Genomic DNA, 22,080 nt, shown 5'->3' with positions numbered 1-22,080 from the left:
AACAAATCAAGAAAACCTTCTGGTTGGTTAAGGTAACGCGCCATCTTTAATGGAATATCCGTTTGTAAGCGATGCATGACCTCCACTAGGGGCAAACCCTTCAACTGATCATTAATCAGACGAATTACTTTTTCTAAAGTTTCTGGATTAATCTCAGCTGGGATCGTAAAGACTTGGTTCTCCACGTCTCCACTATCAGTCACTAAGATCCCCATCACCTGATGATTTCCCAAGGGAACCATTCGAAAGCCCCCTAAATGTTGCTCTCGCTGATCAGGTCGAATCGTGAAGGTTGTATATGAAGTTAACTTTGATAATATGTCAGCCGATTGCGAGATAATCTCATCAATTTTATGAAATTCAGCTCCCAATGATTGTTGAATGACACTCAAATCATTGGAAGTCACCGCATGTTGATCTAACAAATTATCAACATAGTACCGATAGCCGAGCTTGGATGGAATTCGCCCCGAAGAAGAATGCTGCTTCAATAAGTAACCATCTTTTTCGAGCGTCGCCATTTCATTACGTACGGTAGCGGAACTAACCTTCATTGGCAATTGATCGACTAATCCTTTTGATCCCACCGGTTGTCCCGTGGTAGTATATTGACGAACAACTGCACGAAGGATTTCTTCTTGACGTTTGGTTAGCAATCTCATCACTTCCTTTTAGCACTCGTCAAGTTCAAGTGCTAAAAACTATATATAATATACCAACCCAATTTAGAAATGTCAATAAAAGTCAACAAAAGTCAAACTAATTTTGAAAGGCTCCCATATGACAAGTAAACAAGCAACCAATCGTTATATTCAACCTAAATCTGTTCATGAATCCTTAGTGTTAATTCAGTCCTTATTTAATTCTTATCGGAATGAACCTTTAACTAACGAGTTACTAGCTTACCATAATAATCTAATCTTTCGCCTGCAATCTGATTTGAAATCAACCGCCCAACGCGATGAACCGGACCAACTTGCCCACATTGATTCAATGACTGCCGTCATGCGATCGTGGACGAATGCCAAATTGACTGGCAAACCATTCCAAGGAAGAATGAAAAACTTTAAATTATCGACCGTACAACCAAAATTTAAAACTAAGGTTCATAAAATTAAGGGCGGGAGTAGTCATCGGGGAACTCGTCACTAGCATCAACAATAAGGCAGGCGCTGAAACTTATTCGTTTCGGCCCCTGCCTGATTTTTTAATCTTCAACTGTTTCTTTAGTAATGTCGACTACTTGATTTTTGCGATTATATTGTTTGGTCAAGAAGATAATTAAAATGACACTCCCTACAATATAAAGGCCACTGGCAATATAGTAAGCCGTTGCATAACCACTCATTGTCCTGAATAAGTAGAATTCAGTAAACAATCCATCAATGAAAGAGACGATCGCCATCACAATCTGGGTTAAAGCGGTGATAGCTGGTCATAAATCTTTATCTACAATCGACATTTGCAAAGTGTTTTGAATTGGCATTGCCGCATTAGCAATCCCTGACCGTAAGAAGTAAACAATCATGACCGTCACAACTAAGGTTGATCCAGTCCCCAAGGCGCTCCCAAAACCTAAAGTAATCATTAAGGGGGCACAAACAATGGTCGTTAAACCAATACTGACCACGGTCCCAAATTTTTTCTCTAGCCATGGGGCACCAAAATATCCAATGAACATTGCAGCTGTTTGGATCGTATTAATGTTAGCGGTCATCCCCCGCGGAATATGTAAGTAGTTATTTAAATAAATCGGAATAAAAGGCGTTACCAGCATCGCGCCTAAATGCACGATGGCAATAAAGGTTAAAAAGACCAAAACCGGTTTAGTCATTAAGCCCTTCAAAGTCCGTAACGTTAGACCTTGCTTGGATTCCTGACTGGCGGTGGATTGATAGTCACTCTTTTGATCTTTCATCAAAAAACTGATGAAAAAAGCAATCGCCATCATTGCCGCTGCTAGCCAAAGAACCACTCGATACGCTTGGGTATAATGACTTAACATATTGGCACTCATCTGACTTTGATAACCCGACCAATATGAAGCGAGTGAATATTTAAGATGGGCTAGTTTGCCAAATAGCCAAACCACAAAGTTCCCGGCAAATAAGGTCACAACCGATTGGCAAGCCAAATTATCAATTAATACGGCCGTAAATAGTTTAGTCTGTTTATCTTTAGGAACGTAAGACGCAAACATGATGGGATACAAAATATCATAAAGGCCAATGAAGAGCTGACTAACGATATACGCACCAACTACGACCACCACTGATTTACTTGCGGTCATAATAACGATTGATAAGATAGTCACCGGTGGTGCGATTAACATTAATTTTCGGTATCCCAGCCAATGAACCGTCATAATTGAAGCCGCCGTTAAAAAAGCCACAATTGATGAACACATGGTAATTCCAGCCACAATGCTTGGGGAAATAATCTGGAGATAGGACAAGAGTTCATTATTGTTGATCCCGGTCACCCCACCTAAAATCCCATAAACAACTAAATAAACAATTACATTTCGCTTATAGCGCGGATTCCAGCTACTATCTTCTGCACTCTCCATACTCTGATGCCTCCTATGATAGTGAGTACACACATAACATTGTAGCCATTCTAGTCCCAGTACCTGATTTTATCAATCCTAGATATTAGAAATAATTTATAAAGCAAAAAACGAAGCTAGTAAATGAGCATTTCACTTTGTTCATTTGCCAGTTTCGTTTTTTAAATTAGTTTAATAAATTCCGGACTTCATCAATCGGCATCTCATGACCAGTCCAGAGTTTAAATGATTCGGCACCCTGTTGGATCAATAATTCTAAGCCATTAAACACATGTTCAACCCCCGCTGACTCGGCAATCCGCATCAACTTCGTCTCACGGGGTTCATAGACCGCATCAACTACTACCATGTCAGAATGAAACCACGATGGATCATTAACTAACGATAAGTCTGCCAATTTCCCCATCCCCACACTGGTGGCATTACAGAGAATTTGACTATTTTCGATTGAGCTTTTTAAATAGGTTTGGTCAGCTAAATCAACTAACTCAATTTGACATTTCATTTTTTGATTAAGTAAGGCAATCTGACGCTTAGCCGGCTCCCATTGTGGATCAGTCACCCGGTTAAAAATCACAATCTTTTCCATTCCATCCAATGCGCTTGGACAGCAATTGGCATGCCAGCTCCCCCGCAACCAAGCATGGTCATCGTCTTGCCTTGATAATCGACCTGACGATCACGTAGGGCGTTCATAAATCCTCTTCCGTCCGTGGTATAACCGGTTAAAAAGCCATTATCATTGACGATCGTATTAACAGAATTGGCTAATTCAGCTACTGGATCGATCCGATCTAAATACTTAGCGACGACCTGCTTATTAGGCATTGATAGATTGACTCCACGAAAATCTAAAGTCCGGATCGCATTAACGGCTTGTTCAATCGTTGTCTGGTTAATCTGAAAAGCTAAATAAACATAATTAATCCCATACTTCTCAAAACTATAGTTGTGCATTCGTGGTGATAAGGTATGTTCAGCTGGATCTGCAATAAAGGCTAATAAGCGCGTGTGTCCATTAATATCTTCTAACATACATTTATCCTTTATGATCATATCGATGATCGATCGCATATTGCCGCCGACCACCAGGTTTAGGGATCATATCTTGCATCATCACGTTAATTCCTCCATCAACGTTAATCAGCTCACCATTTAAATAATCAGAGCGATCGCTAGCCATAAATAAGACAGTATTAGAAATATCATCCAAGTTACCAATTCGTCGACTAGCCACCAACCGACTCCGCCCTTGTTCAACCTTTGGATCAGCATAGAAACCAGCTGACATTGGCGTCTTAACTAAGCAAGGACGGACACAGTTACTCCGCACCCCAAATTGTCCCCATTCCGCTGCCATTTGCTTTGACAACATGTCTACACCAGCTTTAGTGGTACTGTATGCTGCACTGTAGGTTTCCGGGAACTGTGCGGCTACGGTTGAAATATGAACAAAAGTACCATGATGTTGCTTAATCATTTGACGGCCAAACAGTTGTGAAACGAGAAAATAACCAGTTAAATTAACATTCAATTCCTTATTCCACTCTTCTAAGGATAAATCTTCAAGGGGCGAAAAATGTAGAATGGCTGCCGTATTAACCACAACATCAACCCGTTCAAAAGTAGCGATCGTTTTGGTAACCGCTTGATCCACTTGTTGTTCATCGGTCACGTTAACGACCAAGGGTAGCACTTGCACGCCGTATTGATTAGTTAACTCATTTGCTAAATCAGTGATTTGCTCAGCTGATAGATCAATCAAAACTAAGCGTGCCCCTTGTTGCGCTAAATCATGGCAGAATTTTGTTCCCATTCCACCACCAGCACCAGTTACCACAATCACCTTATCCTGTAATCCTAACCATGAATCATCCATGAGAACCTCCTAGAATTTCATAACGCCAAAGGCCAAAGCAACCAACATCACTAAAAGGTTTGTAACGGTCATGATCGGCATCGCTCGTTTTGTATATGCTTCTGGTTCGATTTCCAATAAACCAGTCCCCACATAAGTCGACGAGTTCGTCGGCGTAACTGAAGTAGCCAAGGATAGATTACATACAAATGGGGCAATGACCGCCACTGCTGGAACCCCAAAGGAAGCACCTAAGGTAATAAAAATTGGATATAAGGCATTAAAAATTTGGAAAGGAACAAAGTAAATAATAATAGTACATAAAGCCAATAAAATCATACTAAGGTACTTCAATAAGAAGCTTGGTGCATATTGCATCAAACTCTTGGAAAGGGCATCGACCATTCCAGTATTATTAAAGACAGCTTGATACATGTTAATAGCTAGCAACATTACCAAAATATTAAGGTACATTGGACCGACTTTGGCGAAAATCTTCCCATAATCTTTAGGGTAATTAATCATGGCAGTCACAACCGTTGAAACAATGAAGACCAGGTATGGTGGAATCCCATAAATTAAAGCGCCCATGGTAATGATAAAGAACAAGACATTGATCCAAAATAACTTTGGCCGTTCCAAACCAGTGGCTTCTTTTTGTTGAACAGACTCAGTCGTTTGTTCAATTTCACCAAAAGTCCCATTGATTTTCTTGTGACGCCAAGCGAAAAAGAACCATTGCGCAATAATCACTGGAATAAAACACAGTGCCCATGGAATTGCAGCTTTAGACAAGGCAGTTGCGCTTAAGCCAGCCGAAGAGGCCGTATAAGCCATCCCAATTCCCCAAGGAATAAAGCACATGGCTGACATTGCCGTTTGCGCAATGATAAAGGCATCCCCTTTATCAAAATTAAATCGCTCATACAAGGGCATTAACATTGGGAAAGTTACCAAATAGGCTGGAGTAAAATTACCAGTTAAAATGGCAAAGGCTCCAATAACCGTAGTTAAAATAATCAAAACGATCGCATTGATTTTTAACTTACTAGTTATCCAAGTCACAATGGTATCAAACATGCCACTATCGGTGAGCATTTGAAAATACAAAAAGGCAAACAACAGCATAAAACCAGCACTTTGCATTAACGAACTAAATTGCGCCAACACAAAAGTACTAATCTTTGTTAAACTGTGGCCTAAAATTAAAGCAAAGATAATTGGTACAATTAATAAAACGAAATTAAACGGCACCTTGTCCGTCACCACGGTCAAAACCACAATTGCAATTAAGGCAATTGCCATCCATGTGATATACATAAAACAACCTCCACATGACTTTTATTCTTTGTTCACTATTATACAATATATTTGTGAAAAAAATCCCCAACATTTAGATTACCATTGTTAATCCAAATGCCGGAGATCTTTATTTTTGCCTAATCTTAACTATTTTAGGAATGACAAGAATGAACTGAAACAGAAGTCAAGGAATGACATCGTCCCATAATTATTGATACTTTCATTTTCATCAAATTGGGTTGGGGCCTTCGCCATCATGAATTCATGTCCTGGCATAACAAAAGCATCCACACCTGGTGAATCCAGAACCTGACGAAGATTCGTTTGAGCCCGAACAGTCCCCTGAATTCCTAGGGAAGCCCCTACAATCATCACTTTCTTATCTTTCAAGGAATGACGTTCACATGATAACCATTCAAGCACACTCTTCAAAGCAGCTGGAACTGCATGGTCATATTCAGGAGTTGCAATAATAACCCCATCAGCGGCTTCGATTTTATCAGCGATTTCAGTTACCGCTGCCGGTTCATCCTTGACTAAGTCTTCATTGAACATTGGGACATCCTTAATTTCTAGGACATCAATCTTAGCCTTCAAGTAGAACATATCCTTCATGTACCGCGCTAACATCCGGTTATATGTCTTACTTGCATTCGTACCAACTACTAAAGCCAAAGTAGGTAACTCACTAGCTGGAGTTTGATCCCGTTGATCTGCATTTTGACTAGCTTGTAAACCAGCAAAGTAACCAGATGAAATCCCCCAAGTGTTCATCATACTTGGCATGGAGTCATGACCATTGGCCCCACCGGCCACTTCACCAGCAGCAAAGTAGTTAGGCACATCTTCATCGTCCTTATTTACCAATTGTAAGGTCCGTGTATCAACCGAGTATCCACCAAGAGTCGTCGCAAACCGTCCTCGTTGTTCAACTAAGTAGAAAACGTCACCTTCAAATGGGTGAAGGAATTTAGCATCCCGATGGAATTCAGGATCAACCCCTTCAGCGGCATTCTTTTGATATTCATCCACGGTCTTTTGTAATTCGCCATAGTTAACGCCAGCTTCAGCAGCTACTTCAGCTAATGAACCCTTCACAAAGACTGGGCTTTGTCCTTTTTCATCAAAGAACTTTTGCAATTCTTTTTCTTGGAAGTCATGCAATACTAATAATTCATGAACTTCCTTCCAAGTCCGTTCGTCCATTAACATGTAGGCAATGCGATCTGGTTGGGCTAAAATGGCATCCCGGAAGTCAGTATATGGAGCTGATTCATTAACGATCCGGTGACCTTCAGAATTAACGTAAATGCCACCTAAGTCCGTGGACTTCTTAGATGCATAAGTGGTCAATTTAGCAATTCCCGGTTCAGTTTCTACCCCATGAGGATAAATCTTGTACCAACCCATGTCATGAGTCTTCAGATCGAGTCCTTCATTGAAAGCATAAGCATCACCAGTTGCGGTCATTGGTCCGTAGTAATCGATACCTTTACTTTCTTCACCACGCATGGCTTGATTAGCACCGTAACCACCAGAGGCTAAAACCACTGATTTAGCAGCCACAACTACCCGATCGCCATTATGTTCAGCAATAACTCCGCTAACTTGATTATTAGCATCCTTAAGCATCCGGATTACCTTCGTATCCAGCAAGATTTGACCACCATTGGCTTCAAAGGCTTTCGATACCTTATCAATAAATTCATAGCTGCTTGCTGATGGCAATTCAATCTGACGTTCAACACTATGTTCAACTGTTTGCGTTTGTGCTTTTTGATAATGTAAATCAGCAAATGCACTAATAAAATCGATGGCAGGACCAATATTTTGTACCATTAAATTGGTCATATCAGGATAGTTTGTATTTTTACTTTCCCGAGATGTATCTTCTGCTAAACGAGCTGGAGAATCACCATTGTCGCCAAAAATTGCAGCAGAGACCTTCGAACCAGTACCTGTAACATTGGACCCATTTAAGATAGTGGCTCCACCAAGGTAACCATTCTTTTCGACTAAGATAACCTTCTTACCAAGCTTCAAAGCACGTGCACCAGCAACAAGTCCGGCTTCCCCACCACCAATCACGACAACATCGGTATTGTAGTATTGGGTTTCTTTGCCTTTCTTTGGCTTCAAATGTGGCGTTAATTGAACCCCTTCTTTGTTAACAGCTTCTTTAGCGGAATCAAGGATTGATTGGGTCATATCAGTGGCCCCACTAACAGCGTCCACATCAAAGGATTGTTGTTCAACCACACTATCCTTTAATTTTTCGATTACTTGTCCAAAAATCCCACCCGTTTCAGAGTGCTTCAGGATCTTTAAATCATTAATCTTGTTATCATTTACATCAATTTCGTATTGGATTAAGCCATTGTGACCTTGAGCTTCTCCGAGAATTTTCTTTTCGTTACTCAAAATTGTTTCTCCTTTAATCTGTTGAATGTCTGTTAAACAAATGAAAAATTAAGGCGAACCTTAATTTTTCACGTTATGTCTTAACTTAATTTTAAATCTGCTAAATCTTGCTTTAAATGATCATAAGATACTTGACCAGGAGCCGAGGCTGCACCAATCGTCCCAAAGGTTAAAGTAGATCCGAAGACCTCACCCGCAATGCGTGAAACTTTACCAAGATCACCCATTGACATCGTAATAACCGGACTTTGTAAACTCAATGAAGCCCGCCGCGTCGCATTTAATAATACTAAAACGTCTTCAACTGAATTTGGCATCACGGCAATTTTAGCAACATCAGCACCGAGGGCTTTCATACTTTCTAAACGACTAACGATCTCATCTTCTTCTGGTGTCTTATCAAAATCATGATTACTCATCACGATCTTAACATCATTTTGATGAGCTTTTTCGATAAGATTCTTTACAGAACTTTCATCATGGAAACGTTCAAGATCTAATGCATCAGTATATCCACCAACTAAAACATTTTCACAAATTGCAAAGTATTTTTCATCATCAAGGGATAATTCTCCACCTTCACCCTTAGTCCGGAAAGTGGTTAAGAGCACAACATCGCCAATCGTTTCGCGCAATTGCTTCCCAGCAGCAGTTAATTGATCGGCATCTTCAACTCCTTCAAAGAAGTCAATCCGCCATTCAACAACTAAATCTGTAGCTGTTTGAACAATTTCTTGAGCTTGGCTAACAATATCATCCACTGTTTTACCAGTAATTGGTACTGCAATCGCAGGACGACCTTCACCTAAAACTACATTCCGTAGTTTTACAGTTTTAAATTCTGTCATTTTGTATCTCCTTAAGCCTTAGCTTTCTTACCGAATAACTTGTAGTAGCGAATCGTGATTAAAGTTGTCACTACAAATCCTAATAAGGCAACAATCACATCAAATAAAATAACGTTTGAAAGGTTTGAAGCCATCATCCCAGTGAAAATCGGCACTGTAAATGATGCGATAGATCCCGCTGTATAGAAGATCCCGGTAACCGTTCCTTTTCCTTTCGGGAAGAAATCAGCCATAACCGTTAAACCAAGTTGCATTACCCCACCAGCAGCAGAGAATCCAACAACAAATGACATAATTGAACAAATTACCCCGGTTGGGAATAAGTACATTAATAGTAAGGCCACAAAAGAAATTAACGTGTAAACACTTAAGAATTGTACTTCTTTAACTGCCTTAGCTGAAAGAACCGCCGTAAACAATACACAGATAATTGATCCTAGGCTGTAGTAACTTACTAAGGAGTGCGCCGCTGTGCTCCCCATATGAGCAACTTGTGACCCATATTCAGAAACCCATTGACTGACTAAATAGAAAGTCGTTTGTGAAATATATCCATATAGAATGAAGAGCGTTCCATCAAACCAAAGGTTACCCTTTTGTTCCGTAACTTCCTCTTCTTCACCATTTTCTTCAACTTCTACATCCGTCCCAACTGGAGGAAATTTCCCAGCTGGAATCATGAAACAAAGGTTTAAAGCTAGGAAAACAGCACAGAAAACGAATGACCAACCAAACCAAAGGTGATTTGCAACAAGGAAACTAACCATTAATGGTAGCAAGAATTGACCTGCTGAAATAAAGGCCTTTAAAGTAACGTTAGAAGTTCCTTTCTTAGTTGGGAACATTTCCATTAATCCGGCATAAGTCCCTGAATCCAAGAAGGAATTAGCCATCCCAGCAATAATCCCACAAATGTAGGCAATTACTACTGAAGAACTAGCAACAATACCGACAAAGAATAAAATATAAGTTACGGCACCTAAAATAACGAAAGGTTTCCGGCCAAGCTTATCAGAAAGATAACCCGAAATTAAGAGCACAATTAAACGACCAATTCCTAGTGAGGAAATAACCATTGAAACTCCCCCGACATTAGTGCCCCACTTTTGGGCTAAGGAAGTCATGTTTTGTGCTAAGATAATTACCCCCATCCCATGGATGAAGTAGTTAAGATACAAGCTAATCGCTGTTGGCATGTATTTATTTTTCATGATTTACCTCTAATATGAATGATTTTTATTATTCGCCGAAGATTACTTCGCTAATGTAATCAACTGGCATGTCCTCACCAGTCCATAGCTTGAAGGCTGCCGCACCTTGGTAGATCATCATTCCTAAACCATTGTAGACATGTTCTACCCCGGCTTCTTCAGCCACTTCCATCAACTTAGTTGTCCGTGGAGCGTAAACCGTGTCATAAACCACTAGATCTTTGCGGAACCAACTTGGATCAGTTACCAAAGTTTGATCTTGTAATGGATTCATCCCAACACTAGTTGCATCACAGTAGATGAAGGCACTGTCAATTTCACTCTTGAAATCTTCTTGGTCTTCTAAACGGTGTAAGGTCGCATGACAATCAGTCTTTTCGTTGATGATTTCAACGTTGTGCTTAGCACTTTCCCAGAATTCATCATCCCGGTTAAAGATTGACATTTCCTTAACCCCATCCAAAGCGGCTTGAACAGCAATCGCAGTAGCAGCACCACCAGCACCAGCCAAGACCATCTTTTGACCACGAATGTTAATTCCATCAACGTCTAGTGACTTCATGAAACCAATCCCATCTGTCGTATAACCAGTCAAGACACCGTTGTCGTTAACCACGGTGTTAACGGCACCAATCATTTCGGTAGCAGGATCTAGCTTATCCAAGTATGGAATCACCTTTTGCTTGTTTGGCATGGAAATATTGGATCCCCGCATGTCTAACGTCCGAATGGCATCAATGGCCCCTGGTAACTTTTCATTATCAATTTCAAAAGCCAAATATGCATAATTCAAACCAAGCTTGTGAAAAGCGTGGTTATGCATTGTTGGTGACATCGAATGACGGATTGGGTACGCCATTAAACCAATTAAAATTGTGTGTCCATCTAATTCATTTAACATGATTTATACCTCTTTCGGATAATTGTTACTTACTTCACATATAATGCTACCGTTTACATCAATCAAAATAAATAATATAATATCTAAAAATAGATAGAATTCTTTTATCAATTATGGATATGGGGAAATATGTCAATGAACTTACGTCATTTAACTTTTTTTATCGAATTAGCCCGGACCCAACACATGGGAAAAGCAGCCGCTAATTTAAACATCTCACAACCTAGTTTGAGTTATGCCATTCGTAAATTAGAAAATGAATTAGGTAGCCCGCTCTTTGAACCCAACGGCCGCAACATAAAGTTAACTAAAATTGGTGAACTAATTCTTCCTTATATTAAATCTTCCGTCACCAATCTTGAATATACCAAAAGCCTGGTTAATCAATTGATGGATCCTAGTAGTGGACAGGTTTCCTTTGAATTTACCTATACCCTTGGAGAAGAATTAGTTCCTTCACTTTTAAAGGCCTTTTTTAGCATTAAACAAAATCAAAATATCCATGTGGACATGATCCAAGACAATACCTATCAGGTATTACGTGACTTGGAAGATGAGAAAACGGACCTGGTAATCTGTACATTTGCGGATCAATTAGATGGCCGACCGACTAATAATATTTTTCAATTTACGCCCTTATTGAATCAAGAGATCGTTCTGGCTGTTCCGGCAAAGCATCCCTTAGCCAAAAAGAGGCACGTCCACGTCAGTGATCTGAACGATCAACCTTTTATCGCATATTCATATCTTAGTGGACTTCGAGTATTAATGAACGAAATCTTGGAACAGCATCACACCACACCTGATTTTCAATATGAATTAGAAGAAGATCAAAGCGTGATTGGCTTTGTCAAACACGGTTTAGGCATTGCCCTAACGCCTAATACCACTTTAGTAGATCAAGATGTGGTGTTAAAACACCTTGAAGATAATCAAGTAATTCATAAATTATATTTAGTAACTAAACGCGAGCATTTATTAACTCCTTATGCCGTTAGATTAAGAAACTACATTACTAATTATTGTCACCAACGGTATGTTGATAAAGGCTTGCTGTTATAAACGAAAATGAGGATGAGAAGAACAATTTACGTATCTTCCCATCCTCATTTCGATTATTGAATAAAATTAGTAACCAGTTGATAAACCTCATCCCGGTTCTGATGAAGGCCATGATCACTTTCAGGAATCAAATGTAGTTCACTATGCTTATAAATGGCATGAAAACGCGTTGAAGCATAGTTATTAACAATTTGATCATCTTGACCATGAAGAATTAAAACTGGTCCCTGATAATTGTCTGCCACTTCATAAGTATTAATGAATTTGGCAGTTCTGAAATACCAACCATTAACTTTAAAATCACCAAAGTCAAGTTCGGCCGGAACCTTGTCAGGATCATAATCTACCCCCATACAAGTTCCTAGTTTAGCATCATCAACTAGAGTAGCCGCTGAAGACATTAAGACTAATTTATCTACCTTATCAGGATAAAAGCCGGCCATCATCGCTGACAAAACGCCGCCTTGGGAATGCCCAATTAGGTACAAATGGCGTAATTGGGGTAATTCTAAAACATATTCCATGACGGCTTCATAATCTTCTAGTTCGTTATAAATGGACATTCTAGCTAAGGGGCCATCACTTAAGCCGTGGCCATTAAAGTCAAATCGAACGGTTCCAATCCCTAATGCTTGCAGCTTTTGTGCTAAAACTGGTAAAAGGTCATTAACTTTGGGATCCATCATCCCCACAAATCCATAGGCCAAAATTGCCACGTCATATTGATCTTGATCGGGAAAGGAAACTTTAGCAGCAAGGTTTAATCCGTCACGTTTAATAATAATATCTTTTTCCATATTATTGCCTTCTCAATCTATTCATGCACCGAAGCACTCGCATTTGTATCCACTGCGACCTTATCCGAGACCGCCGTTTCTGCCGCAATCCGTCCAAAAGTGAAAATATCAGCAAGAGAATTGCCACCTAATCGATTACCAGCATGCAGGCCTCCGGCATTTTCACCAGCTGAATATAAGCCACTGATAACTTGACCTTGCCCATTTAGAACGTGCGCTTGGTCATCAATCACTAAGCCCCCCATGGTATGGTGAATGGCGGGTTTACGTGGCGTAGCGTAGAATGGTGCTTGAACACATTTTAAACCAAAGACATTTTTATGGAATTCAGGATCATTTTCTTGCTCGACATAAGAATTATATTTGTCAATTGTTTCCACTAAGGTTGCTGGATCCATCTCGACTTGTTTAGCCAAACCTGCCAAAGTATCGTCACGATACAAAGTTCCCGCTGCCACCTGAGCATCAATAGATTCCTGACTGGTGTTATAAGCCGTTTCCTTAATCTTGTCATCCGCAATTAGGTAGAAGAGTCCCCCATTATCAATTGCGGCTTTTGCAAGAGTATCCCGTTCAGCNCGCCGGTGGGGTTTGTAAGCCCGTAAATAATTCTCCAGTAACGGGATCGGAGACTGGCATTAATTGGATAAAGCCCATCCCAACTAGATCAGCCCCGGCTTCGGTCCCTAACTGAATTCCATCACCAGTAATGGCTGGAGAGTTGGTTGTCGCAATATCATCATCAATTGCTGACCAATAAGTATTATATTGTTGGACCATTTTAGTATTAGCTCCAAAACCACCAGCTGTTAAAATGACCGCTTTAGCGTGCACCGTCACTTGACTTCCGTCCACCTTTTGAGCCTGAACCCCAACCACTTGACCATGCTCCATCAGGAGATGTTGGGCTTTAGTCTCTGTCAAAACTGGCACTTGGCGTTGTGCCAGCCAGTCGCCCAAAACGTGAATGAAGGCATAGCCCATTGGCTCCACTGGCTTATGGCCACGCCGCCAAAGACCCCCAACTGGTTCCGTGACTTCTGTTTGATCGAATTCCACACCGAGTTTTTGTAGCCAATGCACTGAATCTAAGACATTAGCTACCAACTTATGAACTAATGGATACTTTCCATAAATAGTATTGCCCTTAAGGTCCGTTCGTTTTCCCCCAAGGTAGGTTTGAATTTCATGCAAGAGAACAGAATCAAAGAGATAATCTGCACCCGACGCTAAGTACTCCTTAATTTGCGCTTGTAATTGTCGAAAATCAGCTTGGTATTCCGGATCGATCTCATCCACCGACAAGTTCATCAATTCTGTCAAGGTTTCTTTTTCCCCTGGTAGATCATGAAATTCCTTTTGCCATACTGGATCAGCCGCATTTAAAGGACCACCTGCCCGGGTCGTATTCCCCCCAATTTGTGGAAACTTTTCTAAGACCACAACTTGATGGCCAAGTTCAACTGTTTTAACCGCCGCCGCTAAACCAGCTCCTCCAGCCCCGACAACAACAACATCGGTCGTCAACTCTTGGTCCTGAGCTTGGGACTTATTAACTGCCTTCGTTTGCCACTGAGCAGGATCGCCGCCCGCTTGTTTAATAGCTTGGGCCACTCCATCAATCACCCCATGACTAGAAATCGTGGCTCCGGCCACCGTATCAACATTCAGGGTTTGTCCATCCACAATCGCTTGCGGAACTCGCTTAAAGACTTCGTCGGCTACACCTTTAGTTTCTCCTTTAGCATCGACTTGTACGGACACAATTCGATCTTGGTCAATAGTAACTTCCATAGGCATGAATGACGATCCATGTCCCTTTGCTTTTACGTGATATGTTCCCGCTTTCATGTTGCCACCATCCTTATTTGTGAATTTGTTACTAACTTAATTATGCTCCTTTTTACACAAAGGTGACAAGTGATTATTCTGGTCAACACTGATTGAAATGCAAAATAGAATACAAAACAAACCGGTTAGACTCGTGAGCATGCTTTATACTAGTGACATCAAAAAATGAGACCTGAAAAACCGTCAATTAGGTTCTTTCAGGTCTCATTGATCTTAATTAGCTAAAATTTCTCGCGAATCCACTTCATCTTGTTGAAGTTGGGCCACGAGTTCCTCAACTCCCGCGAATTTAATTTCTCCGCGAAGTCGTTGAACCCATTCAACCGTGACCTGTTCACCATAAATTTGGTCATTAAAGTCAAACAAGAAAACTTCTATCGTTTTTTCATGGTTATCACCAAAGGTAACATTATAGCCGACACTGGCCATCCCCTGATACCAAACTTGATTCACCCTAAAACGAACTGCATAAACGCCCACTGCTGGTAAGCGTTCATCAATATTCCATTGAACATTAGCAGTCGGAAAACCAATCGTTCGCCCACGGGCAAAACCATGGACGACAATCCCATGGGTCTGATAATGATAACCCAGAAGTTCATTTGCCTGTTCGACTAATCCTTCATCAATAGCTTGACGAATTCGCGTTGACGAGATCTTTTCACTCGATTGATCGTCAGTGAACTTATCAACCGTAACTACTTCAAAGCGGCCCTGAGCAAAGCTAGTTAAACGTTCCATGGTCGCAACTTGATGATCACCATAGGTATGATCAAAACCAGCTACCACGACTTTAACATGCATTTTTAATAGGATATCATCCACAAATTCTTGCGGTCGCAAAGCTCCCAAATGGGAAGTGAAATCCATGACGTAAACCAGATCCACGCCAAGCTGTTCAAGTAATTCTACCTTCCGTTCCAGGGTAGTCAAATAATGAAAGCGCCCGGGAATTGATTGATAGACGATGCCCGGAAACTTGTCATAGGTTAAAACGGCTAAGGGAAGTTTTCGGTAATCTGCCTCCTGCTTTGCGCGTTGAATGACTGCCTGGTGACCGCGATGAACTCCATCAAAAAATCCCATTGCTAAAACAAGTGGGTTTTTAGCCACTCGTTGCAAGTTAATTGGATAATGTAAATGAACTACTTGCATTCTATGCTCCTTACTTCGTTGAAATCATTTTCTCTGGTTTATAAACCTGATCCCGATATTGGTAAATCGCTTTGGCATCATCACGGTAAGTTAAGACTACTCGCTTCGCATCTGTAGACAACTCGTTAGCTTTAAGCCAAACACCATTTTGCACGCCAGACCATTGATCCGCCGATAATTCATGGTGTGGTAGATCCTTTAAAGCATAGTCCACTGGGTAAATATAACGCCCCATCATTTCTTCAGACACCATATCTTGAACATCAGCCAAACTAAGCGTCTGATCAATTTCAAAGCCACCGCTCTTTTTCCGGGTTAATTGACTCATGACCCCAGGATAGCCTAGTTGTTTGGCCAAATCAACCGCCAAAGTTCGGACATAAGTTCCCTTACTACAGGCTACCACAAACCGAGCCCGTTGTGTTTGGCTACTTTCATCATAATCCGTTGAAATCAAGCGAAAGGACGATATCGTCACCTGCCGTTGGGGCCTTTCGACCGTTTCACCTGCCCGGGCGTATTCATAAAGTCGCTTACCTTTGACCTTTACCGCCGAGTACATGGGTGGAATCTGAGTGATTTGACCAGTCATTTGGTCCATCACGGCTTGGATCTGCGCCGCCGGAATAGCTTGAGGGACTGTCTTAGTTTCCACTAATTCACCATCCAAGTCCTCCGTCGTTGTTGCCTGACCAATCAGTACTTCCCCCACGTATTCTTTTCCGGAATTCATTAGGTATTCGACAACCTTAGTGCCATTACCAACACAAATTGGTAAGACCCCATCCACATTGGGGTCCAAGGTCCCCGAATGACCAATCTTTTTAGTATGTAAAATCCGTCGCAAGCGACTGACACAATCAAAGCTGGTCATCCCACGCTCTTTATATAAGGGAATAATTCCATCCATTTGAACTCCTCCATTCACAACTAAACTCCTAAGTCCATGATTGAGCTTGGGAGTTTGCTTTCTTATAACTGATTTTCACGATGTAATTTATTTAATAATTCATCAATTCGATTTCCATATTCAATCGATGGATCCCGCTTAAAAATCAATTGAGGGGCTTTAAAAATGTTGAGGCGAGAGCTTAACTCTGAGCGAATTAAGCCCTTAGCCTTATCCAAACCAGCTTGGGCTTTTTGGCCATCAGAAGCATATTCAGATAACAAGCTATAGTAGATGGTTGCTTGTTGTAAATCACCAGTCACATCTACACCGGTGATCGTTACCCCTTGGACCCGTGGATCCCGGACCCGTTTTAATAAAATATCATCAACTTCACGTTGAATTTGTTGGGCGAGACGTTCGACCCGAAATTGTTTACTCGGCATTATCGAACCTCCTTACTTAACTGGTACTTCTTTCATTTCGTATGCTTCAATAACATCCATTTCTTTGATGTCATTGTAGTTTTCAATTGTTAATCCACATTCGTAACCAGCTTTAACTTCCTTGGCATCATCTTTGAACCGCTTCAGGCTACCCAATTCACCTTCATAAACAACAACTCCATCACGAATTAAACGAACCTTTGAATTCCGTGTAATTCGACCAGAAGTTACCATCCCCCCAGCGATTGTACCAATCTTCGAAGCCTTGTAGATTTGCCGAACTTCAACTTGACCAATCACTTCTTCTTCAAAGACTGGTTCAAGCATCCCCTTCATGGCATCTTCAATTTCCTCAATGGCATTGTAGATCACCCGGTGAAGTCGAATGTCAATGTTGTTTGCTTCAGATTCGTTCTTCGCAATTGGCGTTGGGCGAACGTTAAAACCGACGATAATGGCATTGGAAGCTTCCGCTAGCTTAACATCTGATTCACTGATGGCCCCAACGGCTTTATGAATAATATCAACTTGAACCCCATCTACGTCAATCTTTTGTAGAGATTGAGCTAGAGCTTCAACGGAACCTTGGACGTCAGCCTTAATAATTACTGGCAAACTCTTGATTTCACCTTGCTTCATTGTTGCAAACAGATTATCAAGGGTCACATGAGACGTTTGTTGCCGCTGCCGATCAGCGGCCCGCTTAGCCCGTTCTTCACCAGCGGCCCGGGCCGTCTTTTCATCATCAAAGACCACGAACTTATCCCCGGCTTGAGGAACGTCATTTAATCCCGTAATTTCGACTGGAGTTGATGGCGTGGCCTTCTTCATTTCGCGACCGTTTTCGTTGGTCATCGTCCGAACCCGGCCATAAGTATCACCAACCACAATTGGGTCCCCAACATGCAGCGTCCCTTGTTGAACCAACAAAGTGGCCACGGATCCACGACCGTGATCTAGCCGTGCTTCAATCACGGTTCCGGCCGCATTTTGATCAGGGTTAGCCTTTAATTCCATCACTTCTGATTGCAGAAGAATCATGTCTAACAATTCATCAATATTCTTGTTAAACTTGGCAGAAACTGGCACGTAGATGGTGTCACCACCCCAATCTTCAGGAATTAAACCATATTCCGTCAATTGTTCCGTCACGTGATCAGGGTTAGCCCCAGGCTTATCAATCTTGTTGACCGCCACGATAATTGGCGTTTCAGCTGCCTTGGCATGGTTAATGGCTTCGATCGTTTGTGGCATCACCCCATCATCAGCGGCAACCACTAGAACCGTCAGGTCCGTGATGTTCGCACCCCGAGCCCGCATTTCCGTAAAGGCCGCGTGTCCTGGAGTATCCAAGAAGGTAATCATCTTGTCATTGTAGCGAACTTGGTAAGCCCCGATCGCTTGGGTAATCCCACCGGCTTCACCAGCAGTAATATGGGAGTGTCGAATTTGGTCCAGCAAGGTCGTCTTCCCATGGTCAACGTGTCCCATAACTGTCACAACCGGCGGGCGTGGCACTTGGTTTTCTTGGTTATCAACTTTTTCATCGAAGAAGTGATCAATATCAGCCACATCAATTTGGACTTTTTCTTTAGCTTCGATTCCATAATCAGCCGCTAAAATTTCGATGGTATCTGCATCAAGCGATTGGTTTTGGTTAACCATGACCCCGAGCATGAACAACTTCTTAATAATTTCAGCTGACGACCGGTGTAAGATTTTGGCCAAATCTTGGGTGTTCATACCTTCCGTGTATTCCAACACTTCTGGTAATGGCCATTCTTTGCGTTGGGTAGGTTGCTTTGGTGCCGTATTCTTCATCCGTTGATTACGGTTCTTCTTGCCCTTTTTACCCTTCTTATTCTTCTTACCATTCCCATTATCAAACCAGTGAGCCCCATTCCCACCGTTGTTGGAATTGTTATTATTGTTGTTCCGATTCCGGTTACGGTTATTGTTTTGGTTACCTTGGTTAGACTTGTTTTGATTGTTTTGGTTATTTTGACCGTCTGGCTTTTGGCGCCGTTGGTGATGTTCATTGTTGCTAGATTGAGCATTAGATTTATTGTCTGCTGCTGCTCGCTGACTTGTTTTTTGCTGCTCGTTAGACTTTTTCGCCGGTTTAACTTTTGCTTGCGAAGCTTGTTTCTCTTTTGGAGCGGATTTCTTTTCAGCGGCTGACCTAGTAAAGCTCTGTCGTAATTGTTGCGCCTCTTCAGTGCTGACTGAGGACATATGGCTCTTAACATCCATCCCCGCTGCTTTGGCCTTGGCCACGATTTCTTTACTAGGTACGTTGAGTTCTTTTGCTAATTCATAAATACGTTCTTTAGCCATACACTCACCCTCCTTGTGTTAATTTTGATTCAATAATTGGTTCATTTTTTTGGTAAAGCCCATTTGGGTTATTGCTAAAACACTGCGCGATTGACCAATGGCTTGGCTTAATTCGTTCCGTGTATACCGTTGGCATAAGGTGACTTGATAAGATTGGCATTTATCGCGAAACTTTTTTTGAGTTGCGATTCCCGCATCTTGCGCGAGAAAAACTAATTTCGTTTGACCGTGTTGGATGCTTTTTAAGACCATTTCTTCGCCGGTTACTAATTCGCCGGCCCGCCGCGCTAACCCTAAGAGATTTAGTATTTTTTGATCTCTATTAATCATTTTGACCAAAAAGTTCTTGCCGGGCTTGTTGGTGATCAGTATACGCGATTAATTCATCATAGAATTCGTCGGATAATTGAACATCAAAGACCTTATCAAAGGTTCGTTTCTGTTTGGCCTTTTGGGCAACCTTCACGTCAATTGAGACATAAGCTCCCCGTCCTGGTTTCTTGCCGGTTGGATCCAGCGAAACTTCATTTTCTTTATTCCGGACCACCCGAATTAATTGTCGCTTCGGAACCATTTCACCGGTCACTACGTCTTTACGCATCGGTATTTTTCGCTGTTTCATTTTTTCACCCCGTTGCTTTATTCAGCCGTTTCTTCTTCTTGATAATCTTCCGCCACTTCCGAGTATGGCTTGATGTCAATCTTGTAACCCGTCAATTGAGCAGCTAAACGAACATTTTGTCCCCGCTTCCCAATCGCTAAGGATAATTGATCATCCGGTACAATCACGGTACAACCACGATGGATCCGTGGATCACGTTCATTACCTTCTTCATCAACACCCATTTCTTCAACTTCACCATTATTTTCATCAAAAATAACAGCTTGAACCTCAGCTGGGTTTAGGGCATTGCGAATGAACTGTTCTGGTTCTTCTTCGAACTTAACAATATCGATATTTTCGCCACCAAGTTGGTTCACAATCGTTTGCACCCGCGTACCACGCGGTCCTACACAAGTCCCAACTGGGTCAATATCTTCATCCCGTGAGAAAACAGCGATTTTAGCCCGATCGCCGGCTTCCCGAACAATTCCTTTAACTTCGACTAACCCTTCACTAATTTCAGGAACTTCTTTTTCAAAAAGCCGCTTTAAGAGATCTGGTGCTGTCCGACTAACAAAGACTTGTGGTCCCCGCGTGTTTTCACTGACCCGGGTCACGTAAACCTCAATCCGGTCACCAATTCGATAATTTTCATTGGGCATCCGGTCCCGAATATTCATCGCTGCTTCAACCCCATCACCTAGGTCAACGTAAATATAACGACTGTCTTCTCGCGAAACCGTCCCATTAATCAAGTCATCTTGCAGACGGTTGTACTTTTCATATACCACTCGACGTTCTTCTTCGCGTAGTTTTTGTAAAACCACGTTCTTGGCTGTTTGGGCGGCGATTCGACCAAAGTCACGAGGCGTTACTTCAACCCGGAATTGGTCACCAACTTCGTAACCACGATTAACTAAAGTTGCTTCAGCCAAGCTGATTTCTTCAACTGGGTTGGTAACCTCATCGACCACGGTCTTTAAGGCCATTAATTTGTATGCACCCGTGTTTTCATCAATTACCACTTCAACGTTAGCATTACTATCGTCGTAATTCTTTTGGTAAGCATTTACCAAGGCCGTTTTAAGAGCATCAATGATGATTTCTTTTTTGATCCCTTTTTCACGTTCCAAAACGTCCATTGCTTCCAGTAATTCTAGTCGGTCTTTTTTCTTTACTGCCATTATAATCCTCCGTAATTAAAATTTTATCGCTAAGCGTGCCTTGGCAATCTTTTGACGATCAATGGTTATTTGCTTATGGCGGGCTTTGTCAAGATAATCAAGGGTCAGTTCATCTGGTGTCAACTCGATTAACGTCCCTTCATATACTTTTTTGCCTTCAATTGCTTGATACAAGGACACATTAATGTATTCATTGAGGGCATTTTCATAATCTCGTTCTCGTTTTAAAGGCCGTTCTGCTCCCGGCGACGATACTTCTAAGAAATAGGCCTGCGGAATTGGATCAGGATCGACATTATCAAGTGCTTCGCTCAATTGATCACTCACCGTTGCGCAATCCTCTAAGGTAATGCCACCCGGTTTATCAATGTACACTCGCAAATACCAACTTTGCCCCTCTTTGGTAAATTCTAAATCAAATAATTCAAAATCATATTGATCCAAAATCGGGGTCACTAAGGTTGTGACGGCAGCGATTACGTCATTGTTACTCAAATTGTCACCTCACGTTCATTTGCAATAAAAAGAGCGAGCATTGCTGCTCACCCCCATGACGAGTTATTTCATGTTAATATCTTAGCATAAGGAAACTAATTTAGCAATTTTAACTACCCAGAGTATCTGTCAAGTTTTCATAGGTTAACC

General features: G+C 41.6%; 22 protein-coding genes and 3 pseudogenes. 2 read left to right on the top strand and 23 right to left on the bottom strand.

The window, feature by feature from the left end; genetic code table 11:
• Positions 1–656: heat-inducible transcriptional repressor HrcA (gene hrcA, locus FC60_RS08155; RefSeq protein ID WP_082601376.1), on the bottom strand; the 656-nt coding region annotated here is incomplete at its 3' end.
• Between the two features lie 124 nt (positions 657–780).
• Here hrcA and FC60_RS08150 point away from each other — a divergent pair.
• Entirely contained in the window at positions 781–1,152 is a 372-nt protein-coding gene (locus FC60_RS08150) for a hypothetical protein (protein ID WP_056937900.1), read from the top strand.
• A gap of 55 nt (positions 1,153–1,207) precedes the next feature.
• On the opposite strand, the gene FC60_RS09505 is transcribed toward FC60_RS08150, so the two are convergent.
• The 10 genes from FC60_RS09505 to FC60_RS08110 all read right to left on the bottom strand — a co-directional run bounded on the left by FC60_RS09505 (position 1,208) and on the right by FC60_RS08110 (position 11,110).
• On the bottom strand, positions 1,208–1,348 hold the full coding sequence (locus FC60_RS09505) for a hypothetical protein (protein ID WP_153672819.1): 141 nt from the start codon (positions 1,346–1,348) through the stop codon (positions 1,208–1,210).
• 87 nt (positions 1,349–1,435) lie between these two features.
• Positions 1,436–2,569 (bottom strand): MFS transporter, encoded by a 1,134-nt coding sequence (locus tag FC60_RS08145; protein ID WP_056937899.1) that lies wholly within the window; start codon positions 2,567–2,569, stop codon positions 1,436–1,438.
• 166 nt (positions 2,570–2,735) lie between these two features.
• Positions 2,736–3,158, bottom strand: a complete 423-nt coding sequence (locus FC60_RS09795; RefSeq protein WP_338033684.1) for a shikimate dehydrogenase — start codon at positions 3,156–3,158, stop codon at positions 2,736–2,738.
• Positions 3,143–3,604 carry a shikimate dehydrogenase family protein gene (locus tag FC60_RS09790; protein ID WP_338033683.1) on the bottom strand — a complete coding sequence of 154 codons (462 nt, stop codon included), beginning with the start codon at positions 3,602–3,604 and terminating at the stop codon, positions 3,143–3,145. The genes FC60_RS09795 and FC60_RS09790 overlap by 16 nt, the downstream gene beginning before the upstream one ends.
• Positions 3,605–3,608: 4 nt before the next feature.
• Complete coding sequence (locus FC60_RS08135) at positions 3,609–4,448, bottom strand: SDR family NAD(P)-dependent oxidoreductase (protein WP_056937898.1); 840 nt, start codon at positions 4,446–4,448, stop codon at positions 3,609–3,611.
• Positions 4,449–4,457: 9 nt separating this feature from the next.
• Positions 4,458–5,747, bottom strand: coding sequence for an SLC13 family permease (locus tag FC60_RS08130; RefSeq protein ID WP_056937897.1), 1,290 nt, complete (start codon positions 5,745–5,747; stop codon positions 4,458–4,460).
• 129 nt (positions 5,748–5,876) lie between these two features.
• On the bottom strand, positions 5,877–8,150 hold the full coding sequence (locus FC60_RS08125; RefSeq protein WP_056937896.1) for an FAD-dependent oxidoreductase: 2,274 nt from the start codon (positions 8,148–8,150) through the stop codon (positions 5,877–5,879).
• 80 nt (positions 8,151–8,230) lie between these two features.
• Positions 8,231–8,998 (bottom strand): type I 3-dehydroquinate dehydratase, encoded by a 768-nt coding sequence (gene aroD, locus FC60_RS08120; protein WP_056937895.1) that lies wholly within the window; start codon positions 8,996–8,998, stop codon positions 8,231–8,233.
• A gap of 11 nt (positions 8,999–9,009) precedes the next feature.
• Positions 9,010–10,209 (bottom strand): MFS transporter, encoded by a 1,200-nt coding sequence (locus tag FC60_RS08115; protein WP_056937894.1) that lies wholly within the window; start codon positions 10,207–10,209, stop codon positions 9,010–9,012.
• A 28-nt stretch (positions 10,210–10,237) separates the two neighbouring features.
• Positions 10,238–11,110 carry a shikimate dehydrogenase gene (locus FC60_RS08110; RefSeq protein WP_056937893.1) on the bottom strand — a complete coding sequence of 291 codons (873 nt, stop codon included), beginning with the start codon at positions 11,108–11,110 and terminating at the stop codon, positions 10,238–10,240.
• 135 nt (positions 11,111–11,245) lie between these two features.
• On the opposite strand from FC60_RS08110, the gene FC60_RS08105 reads away from it, so the two are divergent.
• Positions 11,246–12,172, top strand: a complete 927-nt coding sequence (locus FC60_RS08105; RefSeq protein WP_056937892.1) for a LysR family transcriptional regulator — start codon at positions 11,246–11,248, stop codon at positions 12,170–12,172.
• Between the two features lie 53 nt (positions 12,173–12,225).
• Here the strand turns inward: FC60_RS08105 and FC60_RS08100 are convergent, their stop codons facing one another.
• The 12 genes and pseudogenes from FC60_RS08100 to rimP all read right to left on the bottom strand — a co-directional run bounded on the left by FC60_RS08100 (position 12,226) and on the right by rimP (position 21,930).
• Complete coding sequence (locus FC60_RS08100) at positions 12,226–12,969, bottom strand: alpha/beta hydrolase (RefSeq protein WP_056937891.1); 744 nt, start codon at positions 12,967–12,969, stop codon at positions 12,226–12,228.
• Positions 12,970–12,986: 17 nt separating this feature from the next.
• Positions 12,987–13,547 (bottom strand): annotated as a pseudogene (locus FC60_RS09710) (FAD-binding protein); the annotation flags it as partial.
• A gap of 1 nt (position 13,548) precedes the next feature.
• A partial coding sequence (locus FC60_RS08095) for an FAD-dependent oxidoreductase (protein WP_235806105.1) occupies positions 13,549–14,820 on the bottom strand: 1,272 nt, incomplete at its 3' end.
• A gap of 213 nt (positions 14,821–15,033) precedes the next feature.
• On the bottom strand, positions 15,034–15,975 hold the full coding sequence (locus FC60_RS08090) for a bifunctional riboflavin kinase/FAD synthetase (RefSeq protein ID WP_056937890.1): 942 nt from the start codon (positions 15,973–15,975) through the stop codon (positions 15,034–15,036).
• Between the two features lie 10 nt (positions 15,976–15,985).
• Positions 15,986–16,885 carry a tRNA pseudouridine(55) synthase TruB gene (gene truB / locus FC60_RS08085; protein WP_056937889.1) on the bottom strand — a complete coding sequence of 300 codons (900 nt, stop codon included), beginning with the start codon at positions 16,883–16,885 and terminating at the stop codon, positions 15,986–15,988.
• A 62-nt stretch (positions 16,886–16,947) separates the two neighbouring features.
• A complete protein-coding gene (gene rbfA, locus FC60_RS08080) occupies positions 16,948–17,310 on the bottom strand; it encodes a 30S ribosome-binding factor RbfA (protein ID WP_056937888.1) in 363 nt (120 codons plus the stop codon).
• 12 nt (positions 17,311–17,322) lie between these two features.
• Positions 17,323–19,185 (bottom strand): annotated as a pseudogene (gene infB / locus FC60_RS08075) (translation initiation factor IF-2); the annotation flags it as partial.
• A 318-nt stretch (positions 19,186–19,503) separates the two neighbouring features.
• Positions 19,504–19,647: pseudogene (locus tag FC60_RS09830) on the bottom strand (translation initiation factor IF-2 N-terminal domain-containing protein); the annotation flags it as partial.
• Between the two features lie 18 nt (positions 19,648–19,665).
• On the bottom strand, positions 19,666–19,977 hold the full coding sequence (locus tag FC60_RS08070; protein ID WP_056937886.1) for a YlxQ-related RNA-binding protein: 312 nt from the start codon (positions 19,975–19,977) through the stop codon (positions 19,666–19,668).
• A complete protein-coding gene (gene rnpM, locus FC60_RS08065) occupies positions 19,970–20,269 on the bottom strand; it encodes an RNase P modulator RnpM (protein WP_007122632.1) in 300 nt (99 codons plus the stop codon). The genes FC60_RS08070 and rnpM overlap by 8 nt, the downstream gene beginning before the upstream one ends.
• A 17-nt stretch (positions 20,270–20,286) precedes the next feature.
• Positions 20,287–21,435 carry a transcription termination factor NusA gene (gene nusA / locus FC60_RS08060; protein WP_056937885.1) on the bottom strand — a complete coding sequence of 383 codons (1,149 nt, stop codon included), beginning with the start codon at positions 21,433–21,435 and terminating at the stop codon, positions 20,287–20,289.
• A 15-nt stretch (positions 21,436–21,450) separates the two neighbouring features.
• Positions 21,451–21,930, bottom strand: coding sequence for a ribosome maturation factor RimP (gene rimP, locus FC60_RS08055; protein WP_056937884.1), 480 nt, complete (start codon positions 21,928–21,930; stop codon positions 21,451–21,453).
• Positions 21,931–22,080: the final 150 nt, after the last annotated feature.

The organism is Limosilactobacillus gastricus DSM 16045, from assembly GCF_001434365.1.
Taxonomy (GTDB): Bacteria; Bacillota; Bacilli; order Lactobacillales; family Lactobacillaceae; genus Limosilactobacillus; species Limosilactobacillus gastricus.
This window is presented reverse-complemented; position numbering and strand designations above follow the sequence as displayed.